Genomic DNA, 21,287 nt, shown 5'->3' with positions numbered 1-21,287 from the left:
GATTTTTTCTCGTTTCAATCAGGGATAAAAAGCCAGGACACGGTAGCCCGCCACCCGCAGGGGCGCGGCCGCGGAAGCGGAAGAAGATGAGGAGGAAGGGGGTGACCCGCCGGCCGCATCCCCCGAGACCTTCATGATGACCAGCCCCGCCAGCTCGGACTGGGCCGCCAGCGTCGCGGCCTTGGCGCCGAACTGGGCCGGCGCCAGGACGCGGCGCACCACGGCCTGGTCCTGGGTGTCGGTCAGGGTCACCTCCAGCGAGGGCATTTCCAGCGTCGCCACGCCGGTGTTCTTGAGGGTGAAGCTCAGGCGGTAGGCGTCGGGCGCGATGCGGTTGAAGGTGGAGCTGTCGATCACCAGCGCCTCGATATGGCGAGGCGGGCGGATTTCACAACGCAGCGGGCCGCACAAGGCCTGCAGCGCCGGAAGCAGCCGGGGCTCCAGCGCGGCCAGCATGTCCCTCTGCTGGACGGCCCACTGGGCCACCAGCGCGGCCAGCAGCAGCAGGGACAGCAGGGACAGCGACAGGCGCGTCAGCGGTTTTCGCCAGAAGGCCTTGCGCCGCGCATCCCGCACAAAGGACACATCGTGCTCCATCGGCCGCCCCGGCATGCCGGAATCCACGTCCGAATAGGCGAAGCTGGAATCGTCCTCGACGGCCTGGCGAACCATGGCCGGCTGGCGCGGCAAGGGTAGCTCGGCAGGCAGCGATTCGGCGGGCAGCTCCAGCGGATCGAGCTGGCGTTCCTGCTGCGCCTGCTTCCAGCGCACGGGGTCGAAGTCGGCGGCGCTGTCCTGGGCGTCGTCCCAGCCGGGGCTGGACGGCCGCAGCGGCATCCTGTCGGCAAACGAGCGGGCCGGCGCCCATTCCTGCCGGGACGGCTCCACCGGCGGGTCCGCAGCGGGCAGGCTTTGGGGCTCGGTGGGGCGGTCGAATTCCGGCGGGGGCTCTGGGGCGGCGGCCAGCGTGGCCGTTGCCAGGGGTGCAGGCGCGGTCAGCGCGGACATATCGCGCGGCAGCAGATGGGCCGACGCATCGAACACTTCAGCGCAATGGCCGCATCGCACCCAGCCTTGTGAGACTTTGAGTTGGTCGGTCACGACTTTGAACATCGTGCCGCATGCGGGACAGCGCGTAATCAGGCTCATTTAGCGCTGTATTGTAGGGGCCGCGCCCCGCGGGACGGCCTAGAAGCCGGCGGTCATCAGGATCCAGCCCTCTTGCGCATCGTGCACCTTGAGCTGGCAATAGGGGGCGTAGGCCTGCTTGAGCTCGTCGGCCTGGCGCTCCAGGATGCCGGCGAGCACCAGGTGCCCGCCTTTCTCGACATGGGAACACAGCAAGGGCGCCAGCACCTTGAGCGGCGTGGCCAGGATGTTGGCCAGCACGGTGCGGTACTGGCCGGACGCAGTCTCGGGCAGGCCGGCCTTGAGCGCCACATGGTTGGCCTCGGCATTGGCCAGCGTCGATTCGACCGCGGCCGGGTCGATGTCCACGGCGTCGATGTCGGCCGCGCCGAACTTGGCCGCACCGATGGCCAGGATGCCGGAGCCGCAGCCGTAGTCCAGCACACGGCCCAGGTCTTGCCCGCTACGGCCTGCGATCCAGCGCAGGCACATGCGGGTGGTCGGGTGCGTGCCCGTGCCGAAAGCCAGGCCCGGGTCCAGGCGAATCACCTGTTTGGCCTCGGCCGGCGGCTCGTGCCAGGTCGGTACGATCCAGAATTCGGGTGTGATGTCCACGGGCGAGAACTGCGACTGGGTCAGGCGCACCCAGTCCTGCTCGGGTACGGGCTGGACAGCGACGACGCGGCAACCCGTGAAAAAGTCCTGTGCCGCCAGCACATGGGCCGCGTCACGCGCCAGGGCTTCGGTGGCAAACAGCGACACGATGCGTGAGCGTTCCCAGCCCGCCTTGGGCGGCGGCATGTCGGGCTCGCCGAACAAGGCCTGCTCCGCCGGCGTCTGCGCGTCGGCATCTTCCACCGAAACGCTGAGCGCGTCGAGCGCGTCCAGCGCCTCGCTGAGCGTCTCAACCTCGTCGACGGGCGCCAGCAGGATCAGTTCAAACATGCTCATCGCGCGCCCCGGCAGCGGTCACCGTTCACGTTTGGACAGCCACTCTTCCAGGTAGTGGATGTTGGTGCCGCCGTCCATGAACTTGGCGTCCACCATCAGTTCGCGGTGCAGCGGGATGTTGGTGTTGATGCCTTCGACCACGGTCTCGGCCAGCGCCGTGCTCATGCGGGCCAGGGCCTGCTCGCGCGTGTCGCCGTGGACGATGATCTTGCCGATCATGGAGTCGTAGTTGGGCGGCACGAAGTAATTGGCGTAAATGTGGGAGTCCACCCGCACGCCCGGCCCGCCCGGCGTGTGCCAGGTCGTGATGCGGCCCGGCGAGGGAATGAACTTGTAGGGGTCTTCCGCGTTGATGCGGCATTCGATGGAATGGCCCTTGAGTTCGATGTCGCGCTGGGCGAAGGGCAGTTTTTCACCGGCCGCCACCATGATCTGGGTGCGCACGATGTCCACGCCGGTGATCCACTCGGTGACGGGGTGCTCCACCTGCACGCGGGTGTTCATCTCGATGAAATAGAACTCGCCGTTTTCGTAGAGAAACTCGAAAGTGCCCGCGCCGCGGTAGCCTATCTTCTTGACGGCCGCGACGCAGCGCTCGCCGATGCGCTCGATCAGCTTGCGCGGAATGCCGGGCGCCGGCGCCTCTTCCATGACTTTCTGGTGGCGCCGCTGCATGGAGCAGTCGCGCTCGCCCAGCCAGACCGCGTTCTTGTGCTGGTCGGCCAGGATCTGGATTTCGATGTGCCGCGGGTTCTGCAGGAATTTCTCCATGTAGACCTCGGGATTGCCGAAAGCCGCCCCGGCCTCGGCCTTGGTGGTCTGCACCGCATGCAGCAGGGCCGCCTCGGTGTGCACCACGCGCATGCCGCGCCCGCCGCCGCCGCCGGCCGCCTTGATGATGACGGGGTAGCCGATCTGCTTGGCGGTGCGCTTGATCAGGACCGGGTCGTCAGGCAGGGCGCCTTCCGAGCCGGGCACGCAGGGCACGCCGGCCTTGATCATGGTCTGCTTGGCCGACACCTTGTCGCCCATGATGCGGATGGATTCGGGCGAAGGGCCTATGAACTTGAAGCCGCTTTTCTCGACCCGCTCGGCAAAATCGGCGTTTTCGCTCAGGAAGCCGTAGCCGGGGTGTATGGCTTCGGCGTCCGTCACCTCGGCCGCCGAGATGATGGCCGGCATGTTGAGGTAGCTGTCCTTGGAGGGCGCCGGGCCTATGCAGACCGACTCGTCCGCCAGCTTGATGTATTTCGCTTCGCGGTCGGCCTCGGAATAGACCATCACGGCCTTCACGCCGAGTTCGCGGCAGGCGCGCTGGATGCGCAAAGCGATCTCCCCGCGGTTGGCGATCAGAATTTTTTTGAACATGCGTCGGTAAGCCTGGTTTGAAAAGGAGGCGCTGCGCCCCGCTTATTCAATGATGAAGAGGGGTTGGCCGTATTCGACAGCCTGGCCGTTTTCCGAAAGAATCTTGGTGACCGTGCCCGACTTGTCGGCTTCGATCTCGTTGAGGATCTTCATGGCCTCGATGATGCAGATGGTCTCACCTTCCTTGACCACGCTGCCGATTTCCACAAAGGGCTTGGCGCCGGGGCTGGCCGAGCGGTAGAAAGTGCCCACCATGGGCGACTTGACGGCATGGCCGGCCGGGGCGGTGGGCGCCGCCTCAGGGGCCGGAGCAGCCGGGGCGCCGGCGGCCGGGGCCGCCGCGGGAGCTGCTACCATGGCAACCGGCTGCTGCATCACGACGGGAGCGCCGCTGGATTTGACGATGCGTACCTTGCCCTCGGCTTCGGTGATTTCCAGTTCGGAGACGTTGGACTCCGAGACGAGGTCGATCAGGGTTTTGAGTTTTCTTAAATCCATGGGTTCTCTCCAACGACGGTAGATGCTGGCGCGGGATCTCGGCGCAGCTTTTGACTGAAAGGCCGGAAACAGGGCACACGGGGTGCGGCCACCGATCTTCCTTCTTTTTTCACTTACTTTCTGCTTTTACGCTTTAAAGCGCTTATCAGTTAACTACTGCGGGGAGGAGCCAGGCGGCTTTCCCCGGGAAAGCGCAGAGTGTACATCAAGCCGGAGGCCATTCCAAACCGTCTGGCGGTTGGCCTCGATTTCCCTAAATCCCCTTCAGACAATGCTGTTAGAAGCGTATTGCCGCAGGTTGGCCGGGTTTTCGTGCAAAACCCCGCATGGGCCTCTTAGACCAGCTTGGCCCACTGCGCGAGGTCTTCAGGCAGGACCTTGCCGATCTTGCGGTGCAGCAACTCTCCCGAGGCACTGAACACCGCCGTGAAGGGCAGGCTGCCGGCGAGGTTGCCCAGCGATTTGCTGAGCTCAGTCCCGCCAAGGCCGGCCATACCCACCGGAAAATGCAGGGGCTTGGTTTGCAGCCAGGTCCGTACCGCAGTGGGCTGATCGACGGCCAAACCCACTATTTGCAGGTTTTTATCGCGATTTTCCTGGTAGAAATAATCCAATAAAGGCAATTCCTCGACACAGGGCGGGCACCAGGTGGCCCAGAAATTGACCAGCAGGAGCTTGCCGCGAAAGCTGCTCATGGACAGGTTCTTGCCGTCCGGGGTGTCAAAACTGAGGCGCCAGAAGGCGTCGGAGGCACTGCCAGCCGCGCCTACCACCCCTGTTTCAGCCGGTCCGGGCGCGACCTGGTGCGGCTGGAACTTCCACCAGGCGACGCTGGCGCCGGCCAGCCCGGCTACGGCGGCCGCCGCGCCATAAAGCATGTTTCTGCGATTCACGTGTCTGAAGCTCCAGCTTGGGGTATTAACAATTTTTGCACGGCGGCGATATCGCCCCGGGGCGTGCGGCCCTTGGTATCGGGCCTCAAGGCGCCGCGCAGGTCGTCATGGTCGTAGACCATCAGGTGCACGCCCACGGTTTCATTCAAAGGTTTGCACACACTTCGCAAACTGAGCGCTTCCACGCTGTCGCCGGTAAAACCGGTCACGGTGCGCGGCTCGTAGTCCACATTGTGCTCAATCAGCGCGATTTCGGCCGATTTGGGGTCATCGCAGAAAAGCTGGATATAGATGTCGGACAGCCGCGTGGCCGTGCCGTGCCAGACCGCGCCGCCCAGATGGGGCCGGAACTGCGCCAGCCGCTCCATCCAGACCAGGGCCAGCTCGCGCAAGGCGGCCAGCTCGGCCGGCTGGGTGTCGGCGCAGAACAGCGCAATGTATTCGCGCACCGCGTCTTCGAGCTCGTCGTTGCCGGGCAGCTCGGTGCGGGCCGGCAGCGCCAGCTGTTTGACGGCGCGGCGCTTGGCGGGGCCGTATTCCAGCCCTTCCTCGACCACCAGCGCGGCGGCCGTGGCGGCAATTTCGGATTTGAGGGTGTGTGGGGTCAAGGTCGGCAGGCCCGGGAGCCAGAAGGGAGAAGAGAAGAAAAGAGCGGCGAAGCGATTGTGCCCCGGTTAGGTTCCCGATGTGGCCCAAAGTTCAGCGCCTGGCGCGGCCGGCCACCCTGGCGGGGCCGGGCCCGCGAAACCCGGCCTCCTAGAATACAGCCCCATGCACATACATATTCTGGGAATCTGCGGCACTTTCATGGGTGGCCTGGCCGCCCTGGCGCGGGAGGCGGGACACAAAGTCACGGGCTGCGACACGGGCGTTTACCCGCCCATGAGCGACCAGCTACGCGGCCTGGGCATCGAACTGATCGAGGGCTACGGCGCCGACCAGATGGCTTTCGAGCCCGATGTGTTCGTGGTCGGCAACGTGATCTCGCGCGCCCGGCTGGCCGACGGGACGCCCAAATACCCGCTCATGGAAGCCATCTTGAACAGCGGCAAGCCCTATACCAGCGGCCCGCAGTGGCTGTCGGGCCATGTGCTGCACCATCCCACCCACCACGCGACCGGACCGCGCCACGTGCTGGCCGTGGCCGGCACGCACGGCAAAACCACCACCACAGCCATGCTGGCCTGGATCCTGGAGCATGCCGGGCTGAAGCCGGGTTTCCTGGTCGGCGGCGTGCCGCTCAATTTCGGCGTCTCGGCCCGCCTGGGCGAGGGCAACACCTTTGTGATCGAGGCCGACGAATACGACACGGCGTTTTTCGACAAGCGCAGCAAGTTTGTGCACTACCGGCCGCGCACCGCCGTGCTGAACAACCTCGAGTTCGACCATGCCGACATCTTTGACGACCTGGCGGCCATAGAGCGGCAGTTCCACCACCTGGTGCGCACCGTGCCCTCGCAGGGCCGGGTGGTCGTCAATGCCGCCGAGGCTAGCCTGCAGCGCGTGCTGGCCCAGGGTTGCTGGAGTGAGCAGCTACTCTTTGGCAACGGCCTGCTGAACAAAGCCGGGTTTACCGCCCATGGCGAGCCGCATGACTTTCATGTGCTCAAGGCCGGCGAGGCCGTGGCCCATGTGAAGTGGGGCATCAGCGGCGTGCACAACCAGCTCAACGCCCTGGCGGCCATCGCGGCGGCCGAGCACGTGGGTGTGGCGCCCGAGGCCGCAGCGCGGGCGCTGGCGGAATTCCAGAACGTCAAGCGGCGCATGGAAGTGCGCGGCGTGATCCCGCGCAAGGGCGGCGACATCACGGTGTACGACGATTTCGCCCATCACCCCACGGCCATCCACACCACGGTGGACGGCCTGCGCCGCCAGCTGCAAAGCGCCGGCCGGGGCGGCGAACGCATACTCGCCATCTTCGAGCCGCGCAGCAACACCATGAAGCTGGGCGCCATGACGGCCCAGCTGCCCTGGAGCCTGGAGCAGGCCGACCTGGCCTTCTGCCACGCGGGCGGGCTGGACTGGGACGCGCGCGCCGCCTTGGCGCCCATGGGCGAGCGCGCCCAGGTCGCCGGCACCATTGACCAGCTGCTGGACCAGGTCAAGGCGGCGGCCCGGCCCGGCGACCACCTGCTGTGCATGAGCAACGGGGGCTTTGGCGGGATTCACGCCAAATTGCTGGCGGCGCTCAAGGCCTGACTTTGCCCAGAACGCCTGGGGCCCCACTAATTAATAGGTGATGCTCAGCGTCGCCACGTCGATGTGAACCACCGGCTTGGCCAGCGCCGCGCTGGCCGCGCGGGCAAACTCCTGCGCCCATTTGGCCTCGGCGAATTTCGCCGGCCCGGCGGCCTGGGCCACCACCACGACCTTGTCGGCGGTCAGCAGTTTGCCCGTCGGCCGCAGCGGCTCGCAGCCCATTTGCGTGAACTGGTCGTCCAGCCACCAACGCGCCACGTCGTGCGGCATGGGCTGCACTTCGTTGAGGTCCAGCCGCACGGGCGGGCCGTCCTTGAAGCTCACGGTGACTTCGCTGCGCATGATGTGCTCCTGGTCAGGCGCCCATGGTCGGCGACTTGCGGGTAGCGCGGCTATTCGCACAAACCCGCAAGCGGCCGATAGCGTTTATTCGCTTATTTATTGGCGCGGCGCTTGAGCACGGCGGCCGACAGGATTTCCAGCACGTCCGTCGAATCGTTCCAGCCCAGGCAGGCGTCGGTGATGCTCTTGCCGTAGTCCAGCGCTTTTGCGTCGTCCTTGCCGGGGGTGAATTTCTGCGCGCCGGCGTTCAGGTGGCTCTCCACCATCAGGCCGAACACATGGCGCGAACCGCCGGCCACCTGGCCCGCGATGTCGCGCGCCACTTCGACCTGCTTTTCGTGCTGCTTGGAACTGTTGGCGTGGCTGCAGTCCACCATCAGCGTGGCCGGCAGCTTGGAGGCTTCCAGTTCCTTGCAGGCCGCCGCGACGCTGGCCGCGTCGTAATTGGGGGTCTTGCCGCCGCGCAGGATCACATGGCAGTCCTTGTTGCCGTTGGTCTGCACGATCGCGACCTGGCCGTTTTTGTGCACCGACAGGAAATGGTGGCCGCGCGCCGCCGCCTGGATGGCGTCGGTGGCGATGCGGATATTGCCGTCGGTGCCGTTCTTGAAGCCTATGGGCGCCGACAGGCCCGAGGCCAGTTCGCGGTGCACCTGGCTTTCGGTGGTGCGCGCGCCTATCGCGCCCCAGGAGATCAGGTCGCCGATGTACTGGGGCGAGATCACGTCCAGGAATTCGCTGCCCGCCGGCAGGCCCAGGCGGTTGATGTCGATCAGCAGCTGGCGCGCAATGCGCAGGCCTTCGTCGATGCGGAAGGTTTCATCGAGGTAAGGGTCGTTGATCAGGCCCTTCCAGCCCACCGTGGTACGCGGCTTTTCGAAGTAGACGCGCATCACGATTTCCAGCGTGCCTTCGTATTTCTTGCGCTGCTCGACCAGCTTGCGGGCGTACTCCAGCGCCGCCGCGGGATCGTGGATGGAGCAGGGGCCGATGACCACCAGCAGGCGGTCGTCCTTGCCCTGGATGATGTTGTGGATGCCCTTGCGGGTCTTGCTGATCAGCGTCTCGACGGCGGTGCCGCGGATGGGGAAGAAGCGGATGAGATGCTCGGGAGGGGGTAGCACGGTGATGTCCTTGATGCGTTCGTCGTCGGTCTGGCTGGTCTTTTCGACGGTCGCATACCAGTTGTCGCTGGCGGAGGTGGCTTTGGCATTCATCGCAATCTTCCTTTTCTAGGGTGTCAGGTGTCAGTCGGGCAATTCAGGTTTCGGTACAAACATTCAGCAAACAAATCGGGCAAAAAAAAACCGCCGGGAGCCGGCGGTTTTTGGAGATTCGGTGCGTTTTATCGGGTCACGCCTTGATCTCTCTACCGCCGAAAGCGCTGGAGAACCAAAAGTAAGCAAAATAAAACTTGCCGAAATTCATAAGCTGGAATGTAGCACAGGTCCGCGAAAGCCCCGAAAACGGCCGGTTCAGGCCGTTCCGCCCACCGTCAGACCGTCGATGCGCAGGGTCGGCTGGCCGACGCCGACCGGCACGCTCTGGCCTTCCTTGCCGCAGGTACCGACGCCGCTGTCCAGGGCCATGTCGTTGCCCATCATGGTGACGCGGGTCAACGCGTCGGGGCCGTTGCCGACAATCGTCGCGCCCTTGACGGGATACAAAATCTTGCCGTTTTCGACCCAGAAGGCCTCGCTGGCCGAGAACACAAACTTGCCCGAGGTGATGTCGACCTGGCCGCCACCGAAGTTGGTGGCGTACAGGCCCTTCTTGATGCTGGCCACGATTTCCTCTGGCTGCTTGTCGCCGCCCAGCATGTAAGTGTTGGTCATGCGCGGCATGGGCACGTGGGCGTAGCTCTCGCGCCGCCCGTTGCCGGTGGGCTTGACCTTCATCAGGCGGGCGTTCAGCGAATCCTGGATGTAGCCCTTCAAGATGCCGTCCTCGATCAGGACGTTGCGCTGGCTGGCGTTGCCCTCGTCGTCGACGTTGAGCGAACCGCGGCGGTCGGCAATCGTGCCGTCATCCAGCACCGTGACTCCCTTGGCCGCCACACGCTGGCCTATGCGCCCGGAAAAGGCACTGGAGCCCTTGCGGTTGAAGTCGCCCTCCAGGCCGTGGCCTATGGCTTCGTGCAGCAGGATGCCGGGCCAGCCCGAACCCAGCACCACCGTCATCTCGCCGGCCGGCGCGGGGCGCGCGTCGAGGTTGGTCAGGGCGGCTTTTACCGCGTCATTGACGTATTCGGCGACCTGCGCATCGTCAAAATAGGCCAGGCCAAAACGGCCGCCGCCGCCGCCCGAGCCGACTTCGCGCCGGCCCTTCTGCTCGGCGATCACCGTCACGCTCAGGCGCACCAGCGGGCGCACGTCGGCGGCCAGCGTGCCGTCGGCGCGCGCCACCATGACCACGTCGTATTCGCTGGCGAGGCCCGCCATGACCTGCACGATGCGCGGATCCTTGGCCTTGGCGAGTTTTTCGACCTTTTCCAGCAGCTGGACCTTGGCGATGCTGTCCAGCGTGGCGATCGGGTCCAGCCCCTGGTAGAGCGAGCGGCTGCCGGCGATGCGGCCGGCCGGCGTCTTGACGCGGGCGCTTTTGCCGCCGGCGGCAATGCTGCGCACCGTGCGCGCCGCGTCCAGCAGCGAGGCTTCGGAAATGTCGTCGGAATAGGCAAAAGCGGTTTTCTCGCCGCTGACGGCACGCACGCCCACGCCCTGGTCGATGCTGAAGGAGCCGGTTTTCACGATGCCCTCTTCCAGGCTCCAGCCTTCACTGCGGGTGTACTGGAAATACAGGTCGGCGTCGTCCGCGCCATGGGAGGTGATTTCACCGAGCGCGCGGCCCAGGTGCGCCTGCGTGAGGCCGAAGGGCGCCAGCAACAGTTTCTGCGCGATCTCCAGCCGCCCCGAGGTCGACTCCACCGTAGGCCGGGCGGCCGAAGAGACCGTGGACTTGTTGGGGGCGGAGGCGGTGGTGGAGCGAAGTGAGGTCATGCGGCCATTGTAGGCAGTCTGCCTGTGGGCCGGGGGCGGCGGGGTTTTGCCCGCAGGCAAGGGAAAACCGGGCGAAAACCCGCTCAGCCGCCCTTGCCGCCCAGGTGCTTGAACAGCGCGGCATCGTCCTCGGCCGCCAGCCCGGCCCGGTGGGCCTCGGCAAAGACCCGGCTGGCGCGCTCGCCCAGCGGGCCTTCGAAGCCGGCCGCGCGGGCCGCCGCCATGGCCAGCCGCGTGTCTTTTTCAAGCAGCGTCACATGCGCGCGCGGCGCGTAGTCGCCGGCAATCGCGCGGCGCATGCGGTCCGAGCCTATCCAGCTCTGCCCGCTGGACTGCTCGATCACGTCCAGGGTTTTCGCCAGGTCCAGCCCCAGGCTCCCGGCCAGCGCCAGCGCCTCGGCCGCGCCCACCAGGTTGATGCCCGCCAGCAGGTTGTTGACCAGCTTGGTGCGGGCGCCGTCGCCGGGTTTTTCGCTGATGTGGAACACCTTGGCCGACAGGTCCCGCAGCAAGCCGGCCTGCCGGGCATACACCTCGCCGGTGCAGGCCAGCATCAGGCTCATGGAGCCGTCGCGCGCGCGGGCCGGGCCGCCCGACATGGGGGCGTCCAGCGTGTGCACGCCGCATTCGGCCAGCCGGGCGGCGAAGAATTCGACGTCCTGCGGAGAAATCGTGGGGCACAGCATCACGGCATGGCCGGGCCGCAGCACGCGGCCCAGGCCTTGCACGCCAAACAGCACCTCTTCGGTTTGCGCCGCGTCGACCACGCAGACGATAAAAGCCTGTGACTCCGCCGCGGCATCCGCGGGGCTGGCAATGGCCGTGGCACCCAGTTGCACCATGGCCGCGGCCTTGGCCGCATCGATGTCACAAACCTGGACATCCCAGCCTTTGGCCAGCAGGTTGGCCGCCATGCCGCCGCCCATATTGCCCACGCCGATCACGGTCACCCTGCGGGCGTTCACGCGGGCGGCCTCAGGTCTGCACCAGGCGCTTGGCCTTGGCAATGGACATCAGCATGCCTATGGCCAGGCCCAGGGTGACCATGGCGGTGCCGCCGTAGCTGATAAAGGGCAGGGGCACGCCCACCACCGGCAGGATGCCACTGACCATGCCCATGTTGACGAAGGCATAGGTGAAAAAGATCATGGTCAGCGCCCCCGCCAGCAGGCGCGCGAACAGGGTCGAAGCCTCCAGCGCGATGGCCAGCCCGCGCAGGATCAGGAAGATAAAACCAGCGATCAGCAGCAGGTTGCCCAGCAAGCCGAACTCCTCGGAATAGGCGGCGAAGATGAAGTCGGTGGTGCGCTCGGGAATGAACTCCAGGTGGGTTTGCGTGCCGGCCATGAAGCCCTTGCCGGTGATGCCGCCCGAACCGATCGCGATCATGCCCTGGATGATGTGAAAGCCCTTGCCCAGCGGGTCGCGCGACGGGTCTAGCAGGGTGCAGATGCGCTGCTGCTGGTAGTCGTGCAGTATGGGCCAGCGCACGCCGTCGGCGCAGATCTGCGGCTCAAACCAGACCACCAGGAACACGCCGACCAGGCCCAGCAGCACCGGCGGCAGGATCAGCTTCCAGCTCAGGCCCGCGAAAAAGATCACCGCCAGGCCGGCCGCCAGCACCAGCAGCGAGGTGCCCAGGTCGGGTTGCTTCATGATCAGGCCCACCGGCATGGCCAGCAGCAGCACGGCGGCCACGAAGTCCAGGGGCCGCAGTTGGCCCTCGCGCTTCTGGAACCACCAGGCCAGCATCAGCGGCATGGCGATCTTGAGGATTTCGCTGGGCTGAATCACCACGCCCACATTGAGCCAGCGCCTGGCGCCTTTTTTGGTCACACCGAACACCGCGACCGCCACCAGCAGGGTCACCCCCACGATGTAGAGCGGCACGGCAAAGGCCATCAGGCGCTGCGGCGGCACCTGTGCCACCACAAACATGATGGCCCCGGCGATCAGCATGTTGCGGCCGTGGTCGACAAAGCGGCTGCCGTGGTCATAGCCCGAGGAATACATGATCAAGAGGCCCGCGCAAGCCAGCAGGAAGACGGCAAACGCCAGCAGGCCGTCAAAGCCCTGCAGCAGGGGCAAAGTTCGCTGGTAAAGAGAGGGTTTGTCGAAAACGGCAGCCATGCCGGGGATTATCCGCCAGGGCCCGCGGCCCGGAGCCAAAGACCGTGGGCGCCCGTCTACCATGGCGGCATGCGCACCACCCACCTGCTCTACCTGCACGGCTTTCGCTCTTCGCCGCAGTCCATGAAGGCCCAGAAAATGGCGGCCATCGTGCGGCAGCGCCATCCCGCCGTCCACTGGTGGTGTCCGCAGCTGCCGCCTTCACCCGAGGCCGCGCTACGCGGGGTCATGGATGAAATCGCCGGCTGGCCACGGCAAGCCGGCTACCAGAGCCTGGCCGTGGTCGGCTCCTCACTGGGCGGTTTTTATGCCACCGCCGTGGCCGAACGCATGGGCTGCAAAGCCGTGCTGCTCAACCCGGCCGTGGAGCCGGCGCGCGACCTGGCCCGCTACATCGGCGAGCAAACCGCCTGGCACGACCCGGTCCAGCACTTTTTCTTCGAGCCGCGTTTTGTCGATGAACTCAAAGCCCAGCACGCCGGGCCGCTGAAAACGCCTGAAAACTACCTGGCCATCATCGCCAAGGGCGACGAGGTGCTGGACTGGCGTGAAATGGCGGCCCGCTATGCGGGCAGCCGGCTGCGCATCCTCGACGGTGGCGACCATGCGCTGAGCGACTTCGACACGCATGTGCCCGAAATCCTGGATTTCCTCGCCCTGGCCTGAAACTGCCCCTGGACGGGGCTGATTACACTAGCCCCAAGTCATCAAAGACACCAAAGGGATCCCGTTTTGTTTGTATTGTTTGAAGAAGCCGGCAAGTTTCTGGCCGGCCGCATTTTGTCCGAGAGCGACGCCTCGCTGCAGGTGGAGCTCGACTCGGGCAAGCGCGTCAAGGTCAAGGGCGTCAACGCCCTGCTGAAATTCGAGAAACCCTCACCCGCCGAGCTCATCGCCGCCGGGCAAAAACTGAGCGCCGACATCGAGCTGGACCTGGCCTGGGAATTCGCCGGCGAAGGCGAATTCGGCTTTGCCGACCTGGCCCGCGACTACTTCAGCGCCGACGGCAAACCCGCCACGCTGGAGCAGCAGGCCGCCGCGCTGTTCCGCCTTTACGATGCGCCGCACTACTTCCGCCGCGCCGGCAAGGGCCGCTTCAAGAAGGCGCCCGCCGACATCCTGCAGCAGGCGCTGGCCGCCATCGAGAAGAAAAAACAGGTGGCGGCGCAAATCACTGCCTGGGCCGAGGAACTGGGCCGCGGCGAATGCCCGGCGCCGGTGCGCGAGCAGCTCTACAAAATCCTGTTCAAGCCCGACAAAAACAGCGCCGAGTACAAGGCCGTGGTCGAGGCTTCGCGCGCCACGCACACCGCGCCGCTGGACCTGTTGCAGAAGGCCGGCGCCATCGCCTCGCCCTACCAGTTCCACTGGAAACGTTTCCTGTTCGAGAACTTTCCCAAGGGCACGGGCTTTCCTGCGCTGCAGGCGCCCGAAGTCAAGGACGAGCTGCCCCTGGCCGACGTCAAGGCCTTTTCCATCGACGACTCGGCCACCACCGAGATCGACGACGCGCTGTCGGTAGAGGGCCTGGGCAGCGGCACCGTCACCCTGGGCATACACATCGCCGCGCCGGGCCTGGCCGTGCTGCCCGGCAGCCCCATCGACGCGGTGGGCCGCGCGCGGCTGTCCACCGTCTACATGCCGGGCTACAAGCTGACCATGCTGCCCGACGAAATCGTCAAAAGCTACACGCTGCAGGAAGGCCGCAACTGCCCGGCCCTGTCGCTCTACCTCACGCTCGATGAAGCCACACTGGAGATCAAGGAAAGCGTCACGCGGCTGGAACAGGTGCCCATTGTCAGCAACCTGCGCCATGACATGCTGGACAGCACCTTCACCGAAGCCTTTTTTGAAACGGCGCAAAGCAGCCCGCCCACCGGCGTGCAGTGGGGCGTGGAGCTGACCTTTCTGCACCGGCTGGCCAAACACCTGAAGGCGCAGCGTGAAATCGTGCGCGGCAAGCCCGAGAACTTCAACCGGCCCGATTACAACTTCCGCCTGGACAACCCCACGGGCGGCGAACCCCAAGGCAACGAAACCGTCAGCATCAGCACACGCCAGCGCGGCGCGCCGCTGGATTTGATCGTGGCCGAGGCCATGATCCTGGCCAACAGCACCTGGGGCCAGTGGCTGGCCGAGCACGGCGTGCCCGGCATCTACCGCAGCCAGGCCAGCCTCGCGCCCGGCGTGAAGGTGCGCATGGGCACCAAGGCCTTGCCGCATGCGGGCATAGGCGTCAAGAGTTATGCCTGGAGCACCTCGCCGCTGCGCCGCTACACCGACCTGGTCAACCAGTGGCAGATCATCGCCTGCGCGCGCCACGGCCGCACGGCCGCGCTGGCCGCGCCCTTCAAGCCCAAGGACGCCGAGCTGTTTTCCATCATCTCGGGCTTTGACGCAGCCTACAGCGCCTACAACGGCTTCCAGGCCGGCATAGAGCGCTACTGGACACTCAAATACCTGCAGCAAAACGGCATCACCGAGCTGGTGGCCACCGCCTTCAAGGACAACCTGGTGCGCGCCGATGAGTTGCCGCTGGTGCTCGCGGCCGTGGGCGCGCAGGGCTTGCCGCGCGGCGCGAAAGTGCGCGTGCGGCTGGGCGAGATCGACGAGATCACGCTGGACGTGTCGGGCACGGTCACCGAGCGGCTGGACGTGGAACTTGACGAATCGCCCGACCCGCTCGGTGAGGACGACGGCGAGACCGAGATGGCCGCCGGCCCGATCTCCATCGCGGTCGATGTCAATGAGCCACAAACCGACGCCGCCGCCGCGGCTCCGGTGGCGGGTTGACACCGGATTTCGCGCATAAACCCCGATAATCTCTTTCTGTGAAGAACCCAAGCACACTGCAAATTGCCCTGGGCGTGTCCATCGCCGTGCACGCGGTGCTGCTGACGGTGCGTTTTGTCGACCCCGAGCGCTTTAACCGCGTGTTCCAGGACACCCCGCTGGAAGTGATCCTGGTCAACGCCAAGTCCAATGAAAAGCCCGACTTCGCCAAGGCGATCGCGCAGGCCTCGCTGGCCGGCGGCGGCGAGGCCGAAAAAGGCCGGGCCACCTCGCCCCTGCCGCCTTCGGCCCTGATGGAACTCGGCGACGCCACCGAAGACGCGCAGCGCAAGGTCGAGTCGCTGCAGGAGCAGCAAACCCAGCTGCTGGCGCAGATCAAAAAGCAGCTGGCCTCCATGCCGCCGCCCGACCTGACCCAACCCGCCAACAGCCCGGCCCAGGCCGAGCGCGAGGAAAAACGCAAGGCCCTGGTCAAGATCCTGGCTGAGATCGAACGCCGCATCAACGAAGAAAACGCGCGACCCAAAAAGCGCTACATCAGCCCGGCCACGCGAGAAGAGGTCTACGCCGTCTATTACGATGAGCTGCGCCGCAAGATCGAGGACAAGGGCACCGTCAACTTCCCCGAGCAGGCCGGCAAAAAACTGTACGGCGAGCTCACCATGATCGTCACCGTGAACTTCGACGGCACCGTGCTGGACACGGAAGTGGTGCAGACCTCTGGCAACCTGACATTGGACCGGCGCGCCCAAAGCATTGTGCGCGGCACCGGACCCTTCGGCCGCTTCAACGACGCCATGCGCCGCAAGGCCGACCAGATCGTCGTGGTGTCACGCTTCAAGTTCACGCGCGACGACACGCTGGAAACCAAACTCACAAGCCGCTAGGTTCCCATGGATCAGTACTACGTCCTGGGCAACCCGATCGCTCACAGCAAGTCGCCGCTGATCCACGCCCGCTTTGCCGAGCTGACCGGGCAGTCCCTGCGCTACGAGCGCCTGCTGGTGCCGCTGGAATCCTTCGCGGCCACCCTGGCACAGCTGCAGCGGGACGGCGTCAAGGGCTGCAACGTCACCGTGCCCTTCAAGCTTGATGCTTTTCAGGCCGCCACCACGCGCAGCGACAGGGCGCAGCTTGCGCAGGCCGCCAACACTTTGCTGCTGCAGGGCGGCGCCGTCCATGCCGACAACACCGACGGCGTGGGCCTGGTCAACGATATCCAGAACAACGCCGGCGTTTCGCTGGCCGGGCGCGACGTGCTGCTGATAGGCGCGGGCGGCGCGGGCGCCGGTGCACTGGCGCCGCTGCTGGCGGCCGCGCCGCGCCGGCTGGTGCTGGTCAACCGCACACGGGCCAAGGCCGATGCGCTGGTCCAGCGTCACCAGGCGCATGCGTCCCTGCAGCCCCTGCTGCAGGCCACCGAGCTGCTGGCCCAGGACCTGGAAGGCCTCCAAGGCGCGTTCGACGTGGTCATCAACGCCAGCGCCAGCAGCCTGGCGGGCGACGGCGTGCCGGTCGCCGCCGATGTGCTCAAACGCGGCGCGCTGGCCTGCGACATGATGTACGGCCCCGCGGCCGCCAGCTTCATGGCCTGGGCCCGCGACAACGGCGCCGTGCCACGCGACGGCCTGGGCATGCTGGTCGAGCAGGCCGCCGAGGCCTTCGAGCTGTGGCGCGGGGTACGCCCGCCTTCGGCGCAGGTGCTGCGGGAAATACGGGCATCGCTGGCATGAAGGCGCTGTTCAGGCTGATCGGGCTGGGCCTGCTGGCCGGCCTGGCCTTGCAGCTTTTTTTTGTGGCGCGCATCGCCTTGATGGCCGTAGTGGACCCGGAGTCCACCGCCTTCCAGCGCTCCGAGGCCTACCTGGTCGCGCGCAATACCGGCACCCTGAAATGGCGCCAGCAATGGGTGCCCTATAGCGAGCTGCCCGACAGCCTCAAGCGCGCGGTCATCGCCTCCGAAGACGCCAGCTTTGCCGAGCACGACGGCGTGGACATGGAGGCGCTGGAAAAAGCCTGGGACAAAAACGCCAAGGCCGAACAGCGCGCCGCGCAGTCGGCCAGCCGGCTGGCACCCGCCAGGGCGGCGGCCGCGCCGGCCAAACCCGTGAAGATCGTGGGCGGCTCCACCATCACGCAGCAACTGGCCAAAAACCTGTTTTTGTCGGGCGAGCGCACGCTGCTGCGCAAGGGCCAGGAACTGGTGCTGACCTTGCTGCTGGAAGCGCTGCTGGGCAAGGAGCGCATCCTGGAGATCTACCTCAACAGCGTGGAATGGGGCGAAGGCGTTTTCGGCGCCGAGGCGGCCGCCCAGCACTATTACCGCAAGCCCGCGGCCAGGCTGAGCGCCTACGAGGCCGCGCGCCTGGCCGTGATGCTGCCGCGGCCCAAGTACTTTGAGACCCGGCCCAACTCAGGCTACCTGGCCTCGCGGGCCGGCACCATCGTCGCCCGCATGGGCGGCGTGGAACTGCCTTGAGGCACCCCAAAGCAAGCAGCCCATGAACGACAAGCTTTCTCCCCTGCTCGCCAAGCTCATGGGCCTGTTCCTGCTGGGCCTGATCCGCACGCTGACCGGCGCGCAGGCACGCTGGCAAGGCTGCCCGCCCAAGGCCGAGCAGCGCATCTATTTCGCCAACCACCAGAGCCACGCCGACCTGGTGCTGATGTGGGCGGCCCTGCCCGAAGAACTGCGCAGCATCACGCGGCCTATCGCGGCCAAGGACTACTGGACCAAAACTCCGTTCAAGAAGTGGATCACCACGGCGGTGTTCAACGCGATTTATGTGGACCGCGCCAAGACCGGCGACCAGGACCCGCTGGAGCCGCTGGTGGAGGCGCTGACCCACGGCGACTCCATCATCCTGTTCCCGGAAGGCACGCGCGGCAACCACGAGGAGCCGCAAAAATTCAAGGCCGGCCTCTACAACCTGGCGCTCAAGTTCCCGGGCGTGGTGCTGGTGCCGGCCTGGATCAACAACGTGCAGCGCGTCATGCCCAAGGGCGAGGTCGTGCCGGTGCCCATCCTGTGCTCGGTCACCTTCGGCGCGCCGATTGCCCTGGGCGCCGGTGAGGACCGCGGCGAATTCCTGGCCCGCGCGCGCCAGGCGGTGATGGACCTGCGGGATTCCTGATGAATACCTTTCTGCGCAACCTCTCGCCCTCGCAGCAGGTCGGCCTGCTGTTCGTGCTGGTCTTCGGCATCCTGACCGCCATCAGCGTGGCCGCCTTCGTGATGTCGCTCAAGGACACGCACGAGGACGACCTGCACACCCAGAAGCTCAAGGAGTTCAACGGCGTCCTGCGCACTTCCTGGCTGATGTCCACGGTGTTCTGGATAGGCTGGACGCTGGGTGAAACCGTGGCCACCGTGCTGTTCGGGCTGGTCGCGTTTTTCGCGCTGCGCGAGTTCATCACGCTCTCGCCCACGCGCCAGGGCGACCACCGCAGCCTGGTGCTGGCCTTCTTTGTGGTGCTGCCGGTGCAGTTCGCACTCGTGATCACGCGGCGCTTCGACCTGGTCACCGTGTTCATCCCCGTCTACGTCTTCCTGGCGATTCCGGTGGTCAGCGCGCTGGCCGACGACCCGCAGCGCTTCCTGGAGCGCAACGCCAAGCTGCAATGGGGCATCATGGTCTGCGTCTACGGCATCAGCCACGTGCCGGCCCTGATGCTGCTGAAATTTCCCAACTATGAAGGCAAGAACGCCTTCCTGGTGTTCTTCCTGGTGTTCGTGGTGCAAAGCTGCATGATCGTGGAGTACCTGGTCGGCCGCAGACTGCAGCGCCCGCCCAGCGCGCCCAATGTGAGCAAGAGCTTCAACTGGACCAGCTGGCTGATCGCCGTGGTGGCGGCCAGCCTGCTGGGCGGCCTGCTCGCGGGCCTCACGCCCTTCAAGCCCGCGCAGGCCGTGGCCATGGCCTTTATCGCCTGCGTATCGGGCTCGCTGGGCCACCTCGTGATGAAGGCCCTCAAGCGCGACCGCGGCATTCCCAACTGGGGCAAACGCGGCGTGGGCGTGACCGGGGCCAGCGGCCTGCTGGACCGGGTCGACGCGCTGTGCTTCGGCGCGCCCATCTTCTTCCATTCGGTCCGCTGGTATTTCGGCCTCTAGGCCGGGCAATTGCCATGCGCATCCTAGGCATAGACCCAGGCCTTCAGACCTCCGGCTTCGGCGTGGTCGACGTGGACGGCCCGCATCTTCGCTATGTGGCCAGCGGCACCATCAAGACCACGCACCTGGAGCGCGCCGACCTGCCTGGCCGGCTCAAGGTGCTGTTCGAGGGCGTGTGTGAGGTGGTGGAGCGCTACAAGCCCGACGCGGCCTCGGTTGAAATCATCTTTGTCAACGTCAACCCGCAAGCCACCCTGCTGCTGGGCCAGGCGCGCGGCGCCTGCATCACCGCGCTGGTCTCGCGCGAATTGTCGGTGGCCGAATACACCGCCTTGCAGCTCAAGAAGGCCGTGGCCGGCTACGGCAAGGCCGGCAAGGCCGAGGTGCAGGAAATGGTCATGCGCCTGCTCAAGCTGCCTTCGCTGCCCGGCAAGGATGCGGCCGATGCGCTGGGCCTGGCCATCACCCATGCCCACGTGGGCAGCGCCATGGCGCGGCTGGCCCAGGCCGGCGGCACGGGCGCGAAGATGACGGGGAATTACCGCGGCGGGCGCAGCCGCTGAGGGGCTACGCTACGCGATGCGCTCAAGCACCAGCACCGCGAAAAAACCGAAGGCGGCAATCAGCGTCCACTTGAGGATGATGAGGCCAAAGCGCTTGTAGCGCGCCTGCCCGGTGCCCGCGTAAAACATGAAGGCCACCACGGCGGCCAGCAAAAACAGCAGGATGAGCCAGCGGAACAGCAGCATGAGCGGCCCTTGGCAGTGCCGCGCCTACCAGGCGCGCGCCAGTGTGGCGAAACCCCGGGGCGCTTTTTTCTCGTCTTCAAAGGTGACGACTTCGTAGGCGTCCTTGTGCGCCAGCAGCTCGCGCAGCAGCTTGTTGTTCATCGCATGGCCGGAGCGAAACGCGCTGTAGGCGGCCAGCAGCGGCTTGCCCAGCAGGTAGAGGTCGCCCATGGCGTCGAGGATCTTGTGCTTCACGAACTCGTCGTTGTAGCGCAGGCCGTCGCTGTTGAGCACCTTGTAGTCGTCCATCACGATGGCGTTGTCCAGCCCGCCGCCCAGGGCCAGGCCGTTGGCGCGCATCATCTCCACGTCCTTGGTGAAACCGAAGGTGCGGGCCCGCGCGATATCGCGCGAGTAGGCGCCCGAGCCCATGTCGAACTCCACGCGCTGGCCGGTGGAGTCCACCGCCGGGTGGTCAAAATCAATTTCAAAGCTGAGCTTGTAGCCTTCATAAGGCGACAGGCGCGCCCACTTGGTGCTGGCGCCCTCGCCTTCGCGCACTTCCACAGGCTTGATCACACGGATAAAACGCTTGGGCGCGGCCTGCAGCTCGATGCCGGCCGACTGCAGCAAAAACACAAAGGACGAGGCCGAGCCGTCCAGGATGGGCACTTCCTCGGCCGTGATGTCGACGTAGAGGTTGTCAATGCCCAGGCCCGCGCAGGCCGACATCAAATGCTCCACCGTATGTACCTTGGCGCTGCCGCTGGAGATGGTGGACGCCAGCCGCGTGTCCGTCACCGATTGCGCCGAAATCGCGATGTCCACCGGCTGCGGCAGATCCACACGGCGAAACACAATGCCCGTATCCGGCGCAGCGGGGCGCAAGGTCAATTCCACCCGCTGCCCGCTGTGCAGGCCCACGCCCACGGCTTTGGTCAGGGATTTAAGGGTTCTTTGGGCAAGCATTGGTGTATTTTAATTTGCGCAAGGCCATTTCGGGCGTAGGGGATAGCAATGCCGGGCATAGGCACAGTGCATTGGCCACGGCTCAGTGACCTCAGCGAAGCGCGCCCGGCCCACTACCCAAACGAGACTAATCGAATGGAAAGCGTAGCGAGCGGCCCGAGGTTGCGCTGAGGAG

General features: G+C 65.8%; 22 protein-coding genes. 9 read left to right on the top strand and 13 right to left on the bottom strand.

Annotated elements, in window-relative coordinates:
• Positions 1 to 18: 18 nt before the first annotated feature.
• The 6 genes from AC1D09_RS02515 to AC1D09_RS02490 form a co-directional block, all read right to left on the bottom strand.
• Positions 19 to 1,113, bottom strand: a complete 1,095-nt coding sequence (locus AC1D09_RS02515; protein ID WP_477700988.1) for a zinc-ribbon and DUF3426 domain-containing protein — start codon at positions 1,111 to 1,113, stop codon at positions 19 to 21.
• A 75-nt stretch (positions 1,114 to 1,188) separates the two neighbouring features.
• Positions 1,189 to 2,073, bottom strand: coding sequence for a 50S ribosomal protein L11 methyltransferase (gene prmA, locus AC1D09_RS02510; RefSeq protein ID WP_477661471.1), 885 nt, complete (start codon positions 2,071 to 2,073; stop codon positions 1,189 to 1,191).
• A gap of 24 nt (positions 2,074 to 2,097) precedes the next feature.
• Positions 2,098 to 3,447, bottom strand: coding sequence for an acetyl-CoA carboxylase biotin carboxylase subunit (gene accC / locus AC1D09_RS02505; RefSeq protein ID WP_074576243.1), 1,350 nt, complete (start codon positions 3,445 to 3,447; stop codon positions 2,098 to 2,100).
• Positions 3,448 to 3,489: 42 nt separating this feature from the next.
• Positions 3,490 to 3,945 carry an acetyl-CoA carboxylase biotin carboxyl carrier protein gene (gene accB / locus AC1D09_RS02500; RefSeq protein WP_477661417.1) on the bottom strand — a complete coding sequence of 152 codons (456 nt, stop codon included), beginning with the start codon at positions 3,943 to 3,945 and terminating at the stop codon, positions 3,490 to 3,492.
• A gap of 335 nt (positions 3,946 to 4,280) precedes the next feature.
• Positions 4,281 to 4,838: a TlpA disulfide reductase family protein gene (locus tag AC1D09_RS02495; RefSeq protein ID WP_477661418.1), complete on the bottom strand. Its 558-nt coding sequence runs from the start codon at positions 4,836 to 4,838 to the stop codon at positions 4,281 to 4,283.
• Positions 4,835 to 5,446 (bottom strand): hypothetical protein, encoded by a 612-nt coding sequence (locus tag AC1D09_RS02490; protein WP_477661419.1) that lies wholly within the window; start codon positions 5,444 to 5,446, stop codon positions 4,835 to 4,837. The genes AC1D09_RS02495 and AC1D09_RS02490 overlap by 4 nt, the downstream gene beginning before the upstream one ends.
• A 163-nt stretch (positions 5,447 to 5,609) precedes the next feature.
• On the opposite strand from AC1D09_RS02490, the gene mpl reads away from it, so the two are divergent.
• Positions 5,610 to 7,037 (top strand): UDP-N-acetylmuramate:L-alanyl-gamma-D-glutamyl-meso-diaminopimelate ligase, encoded by a 1,428-nt coding sequence (gene mpl, locus AC1D09_RS02485; protein WP_477661420.1) that lies wholly within the window; start codon positions 5,610 to 5,612, stop codon positions 7,035 to 7,037.
• A gap of 30 nt (positions 7,038 to 7,067) precedes the next feature.
• Here mpl and AC1D09_RS02480 read toward each other — a convergent pair whose 3' ends face one another.
• The 5 genes from AC1D09_RS02480 to rodA form a co-directional block, all read right to left on the bottom strand.
• Entirely contained in the window at positions 7,068 to 7,379 is a 312-nt protein-coding gene (locus tag AC1D09_RS02480) for a hypothetical protein (protein ID WP_477661421.1), read from the bottom strand.
• A gap of 92 nt (positions 7,380 to 7,471) precedes the next feature.
• Positions 7,472 to 8,596, bottom strand: a complete 1,125-nt coding sequence (locus AC1D09_RS02475) for a 3-deoxy-7-phosphoheptulonate synthase (RefSeq protein ID WP_477661422.1) — start codon at positions 8,594 to 8,596, stop codon at positions 7,472 to 7,474.
• Between the two features lie 258 nt (positions 8,597 to 8,854).
• Entirely contained in the window at positions 8,855 to 10,378 is a 1,524-nt protein-coding gene (tldD, locus tag AC1D09_RS02470) for a metalloprotease TldD (protein ID WP_477661423.1), read from the bottom strand.
• Between the two features lie 83 nt (positions 10,379 to 10,461).
• The gene (locus AC1D09_RS02465) at positions 10,462 to 11,343 is read right to left on the bottom strand and encodes an NAD(P)-dependent oxidoreductase (protein ID WP_477661424.1); all 882 of its coding nucleotides are present in this window, start codon (positions 11,341 to 11,343) and stop codon (positions 10,462 to 10,464) included.
• A 10-nt stretch (positions 11,344 to 11,353) separates the two neighbouring features.
• A complete protein-coding gene (rodA, locus tag AC1D09_RS02460) occupies positions 11,354 to 12,508 on the bottom strand; it encodes a rod shape-determining protein RodA (protein WP_477661425.1) in 1,155 nt (384 codons plus the stop codon).
• Between the two features lie 69 nt (positions 12,509 to 12,577).
• On the opposite strand from rodA, the gene AC1D09_RS02455 reads away from it, so the two are divergent.
• The 8 genes from AC1D09_RS02455 (at position 12,578) to ruvC (ending at position 19,978) form a co-directional block, all read left to right on the top strand.
• Complete coding sequence (locus AC1D09_RS02455) at positions 12,578 to 13,174, top strand: YqiA/YcfP family alpha/beta fold hydrolase (protein WP_477661426.1); 597 nt, start codon at positions 12,578 to 12,580, stop codon at positions 13,172 to 13,174.
• A gap of 66 nt (positions 13,175 to 13,240) precedes the next feature.
• Positions 13,241 to 15,301 carry a ribonuclease catalytic domain-containing protein gene (locus tag AC1D09_RS02450; protein WP_477661427.1) on the top strand — a complete coding sequence of 687 codons (2,061 nt, stop codon included), beginning with the start codon at positions 13,241 to 13,243 and terminating at the stop codon, positions 15,299 to 15,301.
• A 38-nt stretch (positions 15,302 to 15,339) separates the two neighbouring features.
• Positions 15,340 to 16,188: a TonB family protein gene (locus tag AC1D09_RS02445; RefSeq protein ID WP_477700916.1), complete on the top strand. Its 849-nt coding sequence runs from the start codon at positions 15,340 to 15,342 to the stop codon at positions 16,186 to 16,188.
• Between the two features lie 6 nt (positions 16,189 to 16,194).
• On the top strand, positions 16,195 to 17,034 hold the full coding sequence (gene aroE, locus AC1D09_RS02440; RefSeq protein ID WP_477661429.1) for a shikimate dehydrogenase: 840 nt from the start codon (positions 16,195 to 16,197) through the stop codon (positions 17,032 to 17,034).
• Positions 17,031 to 17,780 carry a transglycosylase domain-containing protein gene (locus tag AC1D09_RS02435; RefSeq protein ID WP_477661430.1) on the top strand — a complete coding sequence of 250 codons (750 nt, stop codon included), beginning with the start codon at positions 17,031 to 17,033 and terminating at the stop codon, positions 17,778 to 17,780. Before aroE ends, AC1D09_RS02435 begins: the two co-directional genes overlap by 4 nt.
• A gap of 22 nt (positions 17,781 to 17,802) precedes the next feature.
• Complete coding sequence (locus AC1D09_RS02430; protein ID WP_477661431.1) at positions 17,803 to 18,435, top strand: lysophospholipid acyltransferase family protein; 633 nt, start codon at positions 17,803 to 17,805, stop codon at positions 18,433 to 18,435.
• The gene (locus tag AC1D09_RS02425) at positions 18,435 to 19,415 is read left to right on the top strand and encodes a phosphatidate cytidylyltransferase (RefSeq protein WP_477661432.1); all 981 of its coding nucleotides are present in this window, start codon (positions 18,435 to 18,437) and stop codon (positions 19,413 to 19,415) included. The genes AC1D09_RS02430 and AC1D09_RS02425 overlap by 1 nt, the downstream gene beginning before the upstream one ends.
• A 14-nt stretch (positions 19,416 to 19,429) precedes the next feature.
• Positions 19,430 to 19,978, top strand: coding sequence for a crossover junction endodeoxyribonuclease RuvC (ruvC, locus tag AC1D09_RS02420; RefSeq protein WP_477661433.1), 549 nt, complete (start codon positions 19,430 to 19,432; stop codon positions 19,976 to 19,978).
• 9 nt (positions 19,979 to 19,987) lie between these two features.
• Here the strand turns inward: ruvC and AC1D09_RS02415 are convergent, their stop codons facing one another.
• Positions 19,988 to 20,164 carry a hypothetical protein gene (locus AC1D09_RS02415; protein WP_007864810.1) on the bottom strand — a complete coding sequence of 59 codons (177 nt, stop codon included), beginning with the start codon at positions 20,162 to 20,164 and terminating at the stop codon, positions 19,988 to 19,990.
• A gap of 24 nt (positions 20,165 to 20,188) precedes the next feature.
• Entirely contained in the window at positions 20,189 to 21,112 is a 924-nt protein-coding gene (gene lpxC, locus AC1D09_RS02410) for a UDP-3-O-acyl-N-acetylglucosamine deacetylase (protein ID WP_007864807.1), read from the bottom strand.
• Positions 21,113 to 21,287 lie beyond the last annotated feature (175 nt).

This window comes from Polaromonas sp. P1_A2, assembly GCF_056406895.1.
This window is presented reverse-complemented; position numbering and strand designations above follow the sequence as displayed.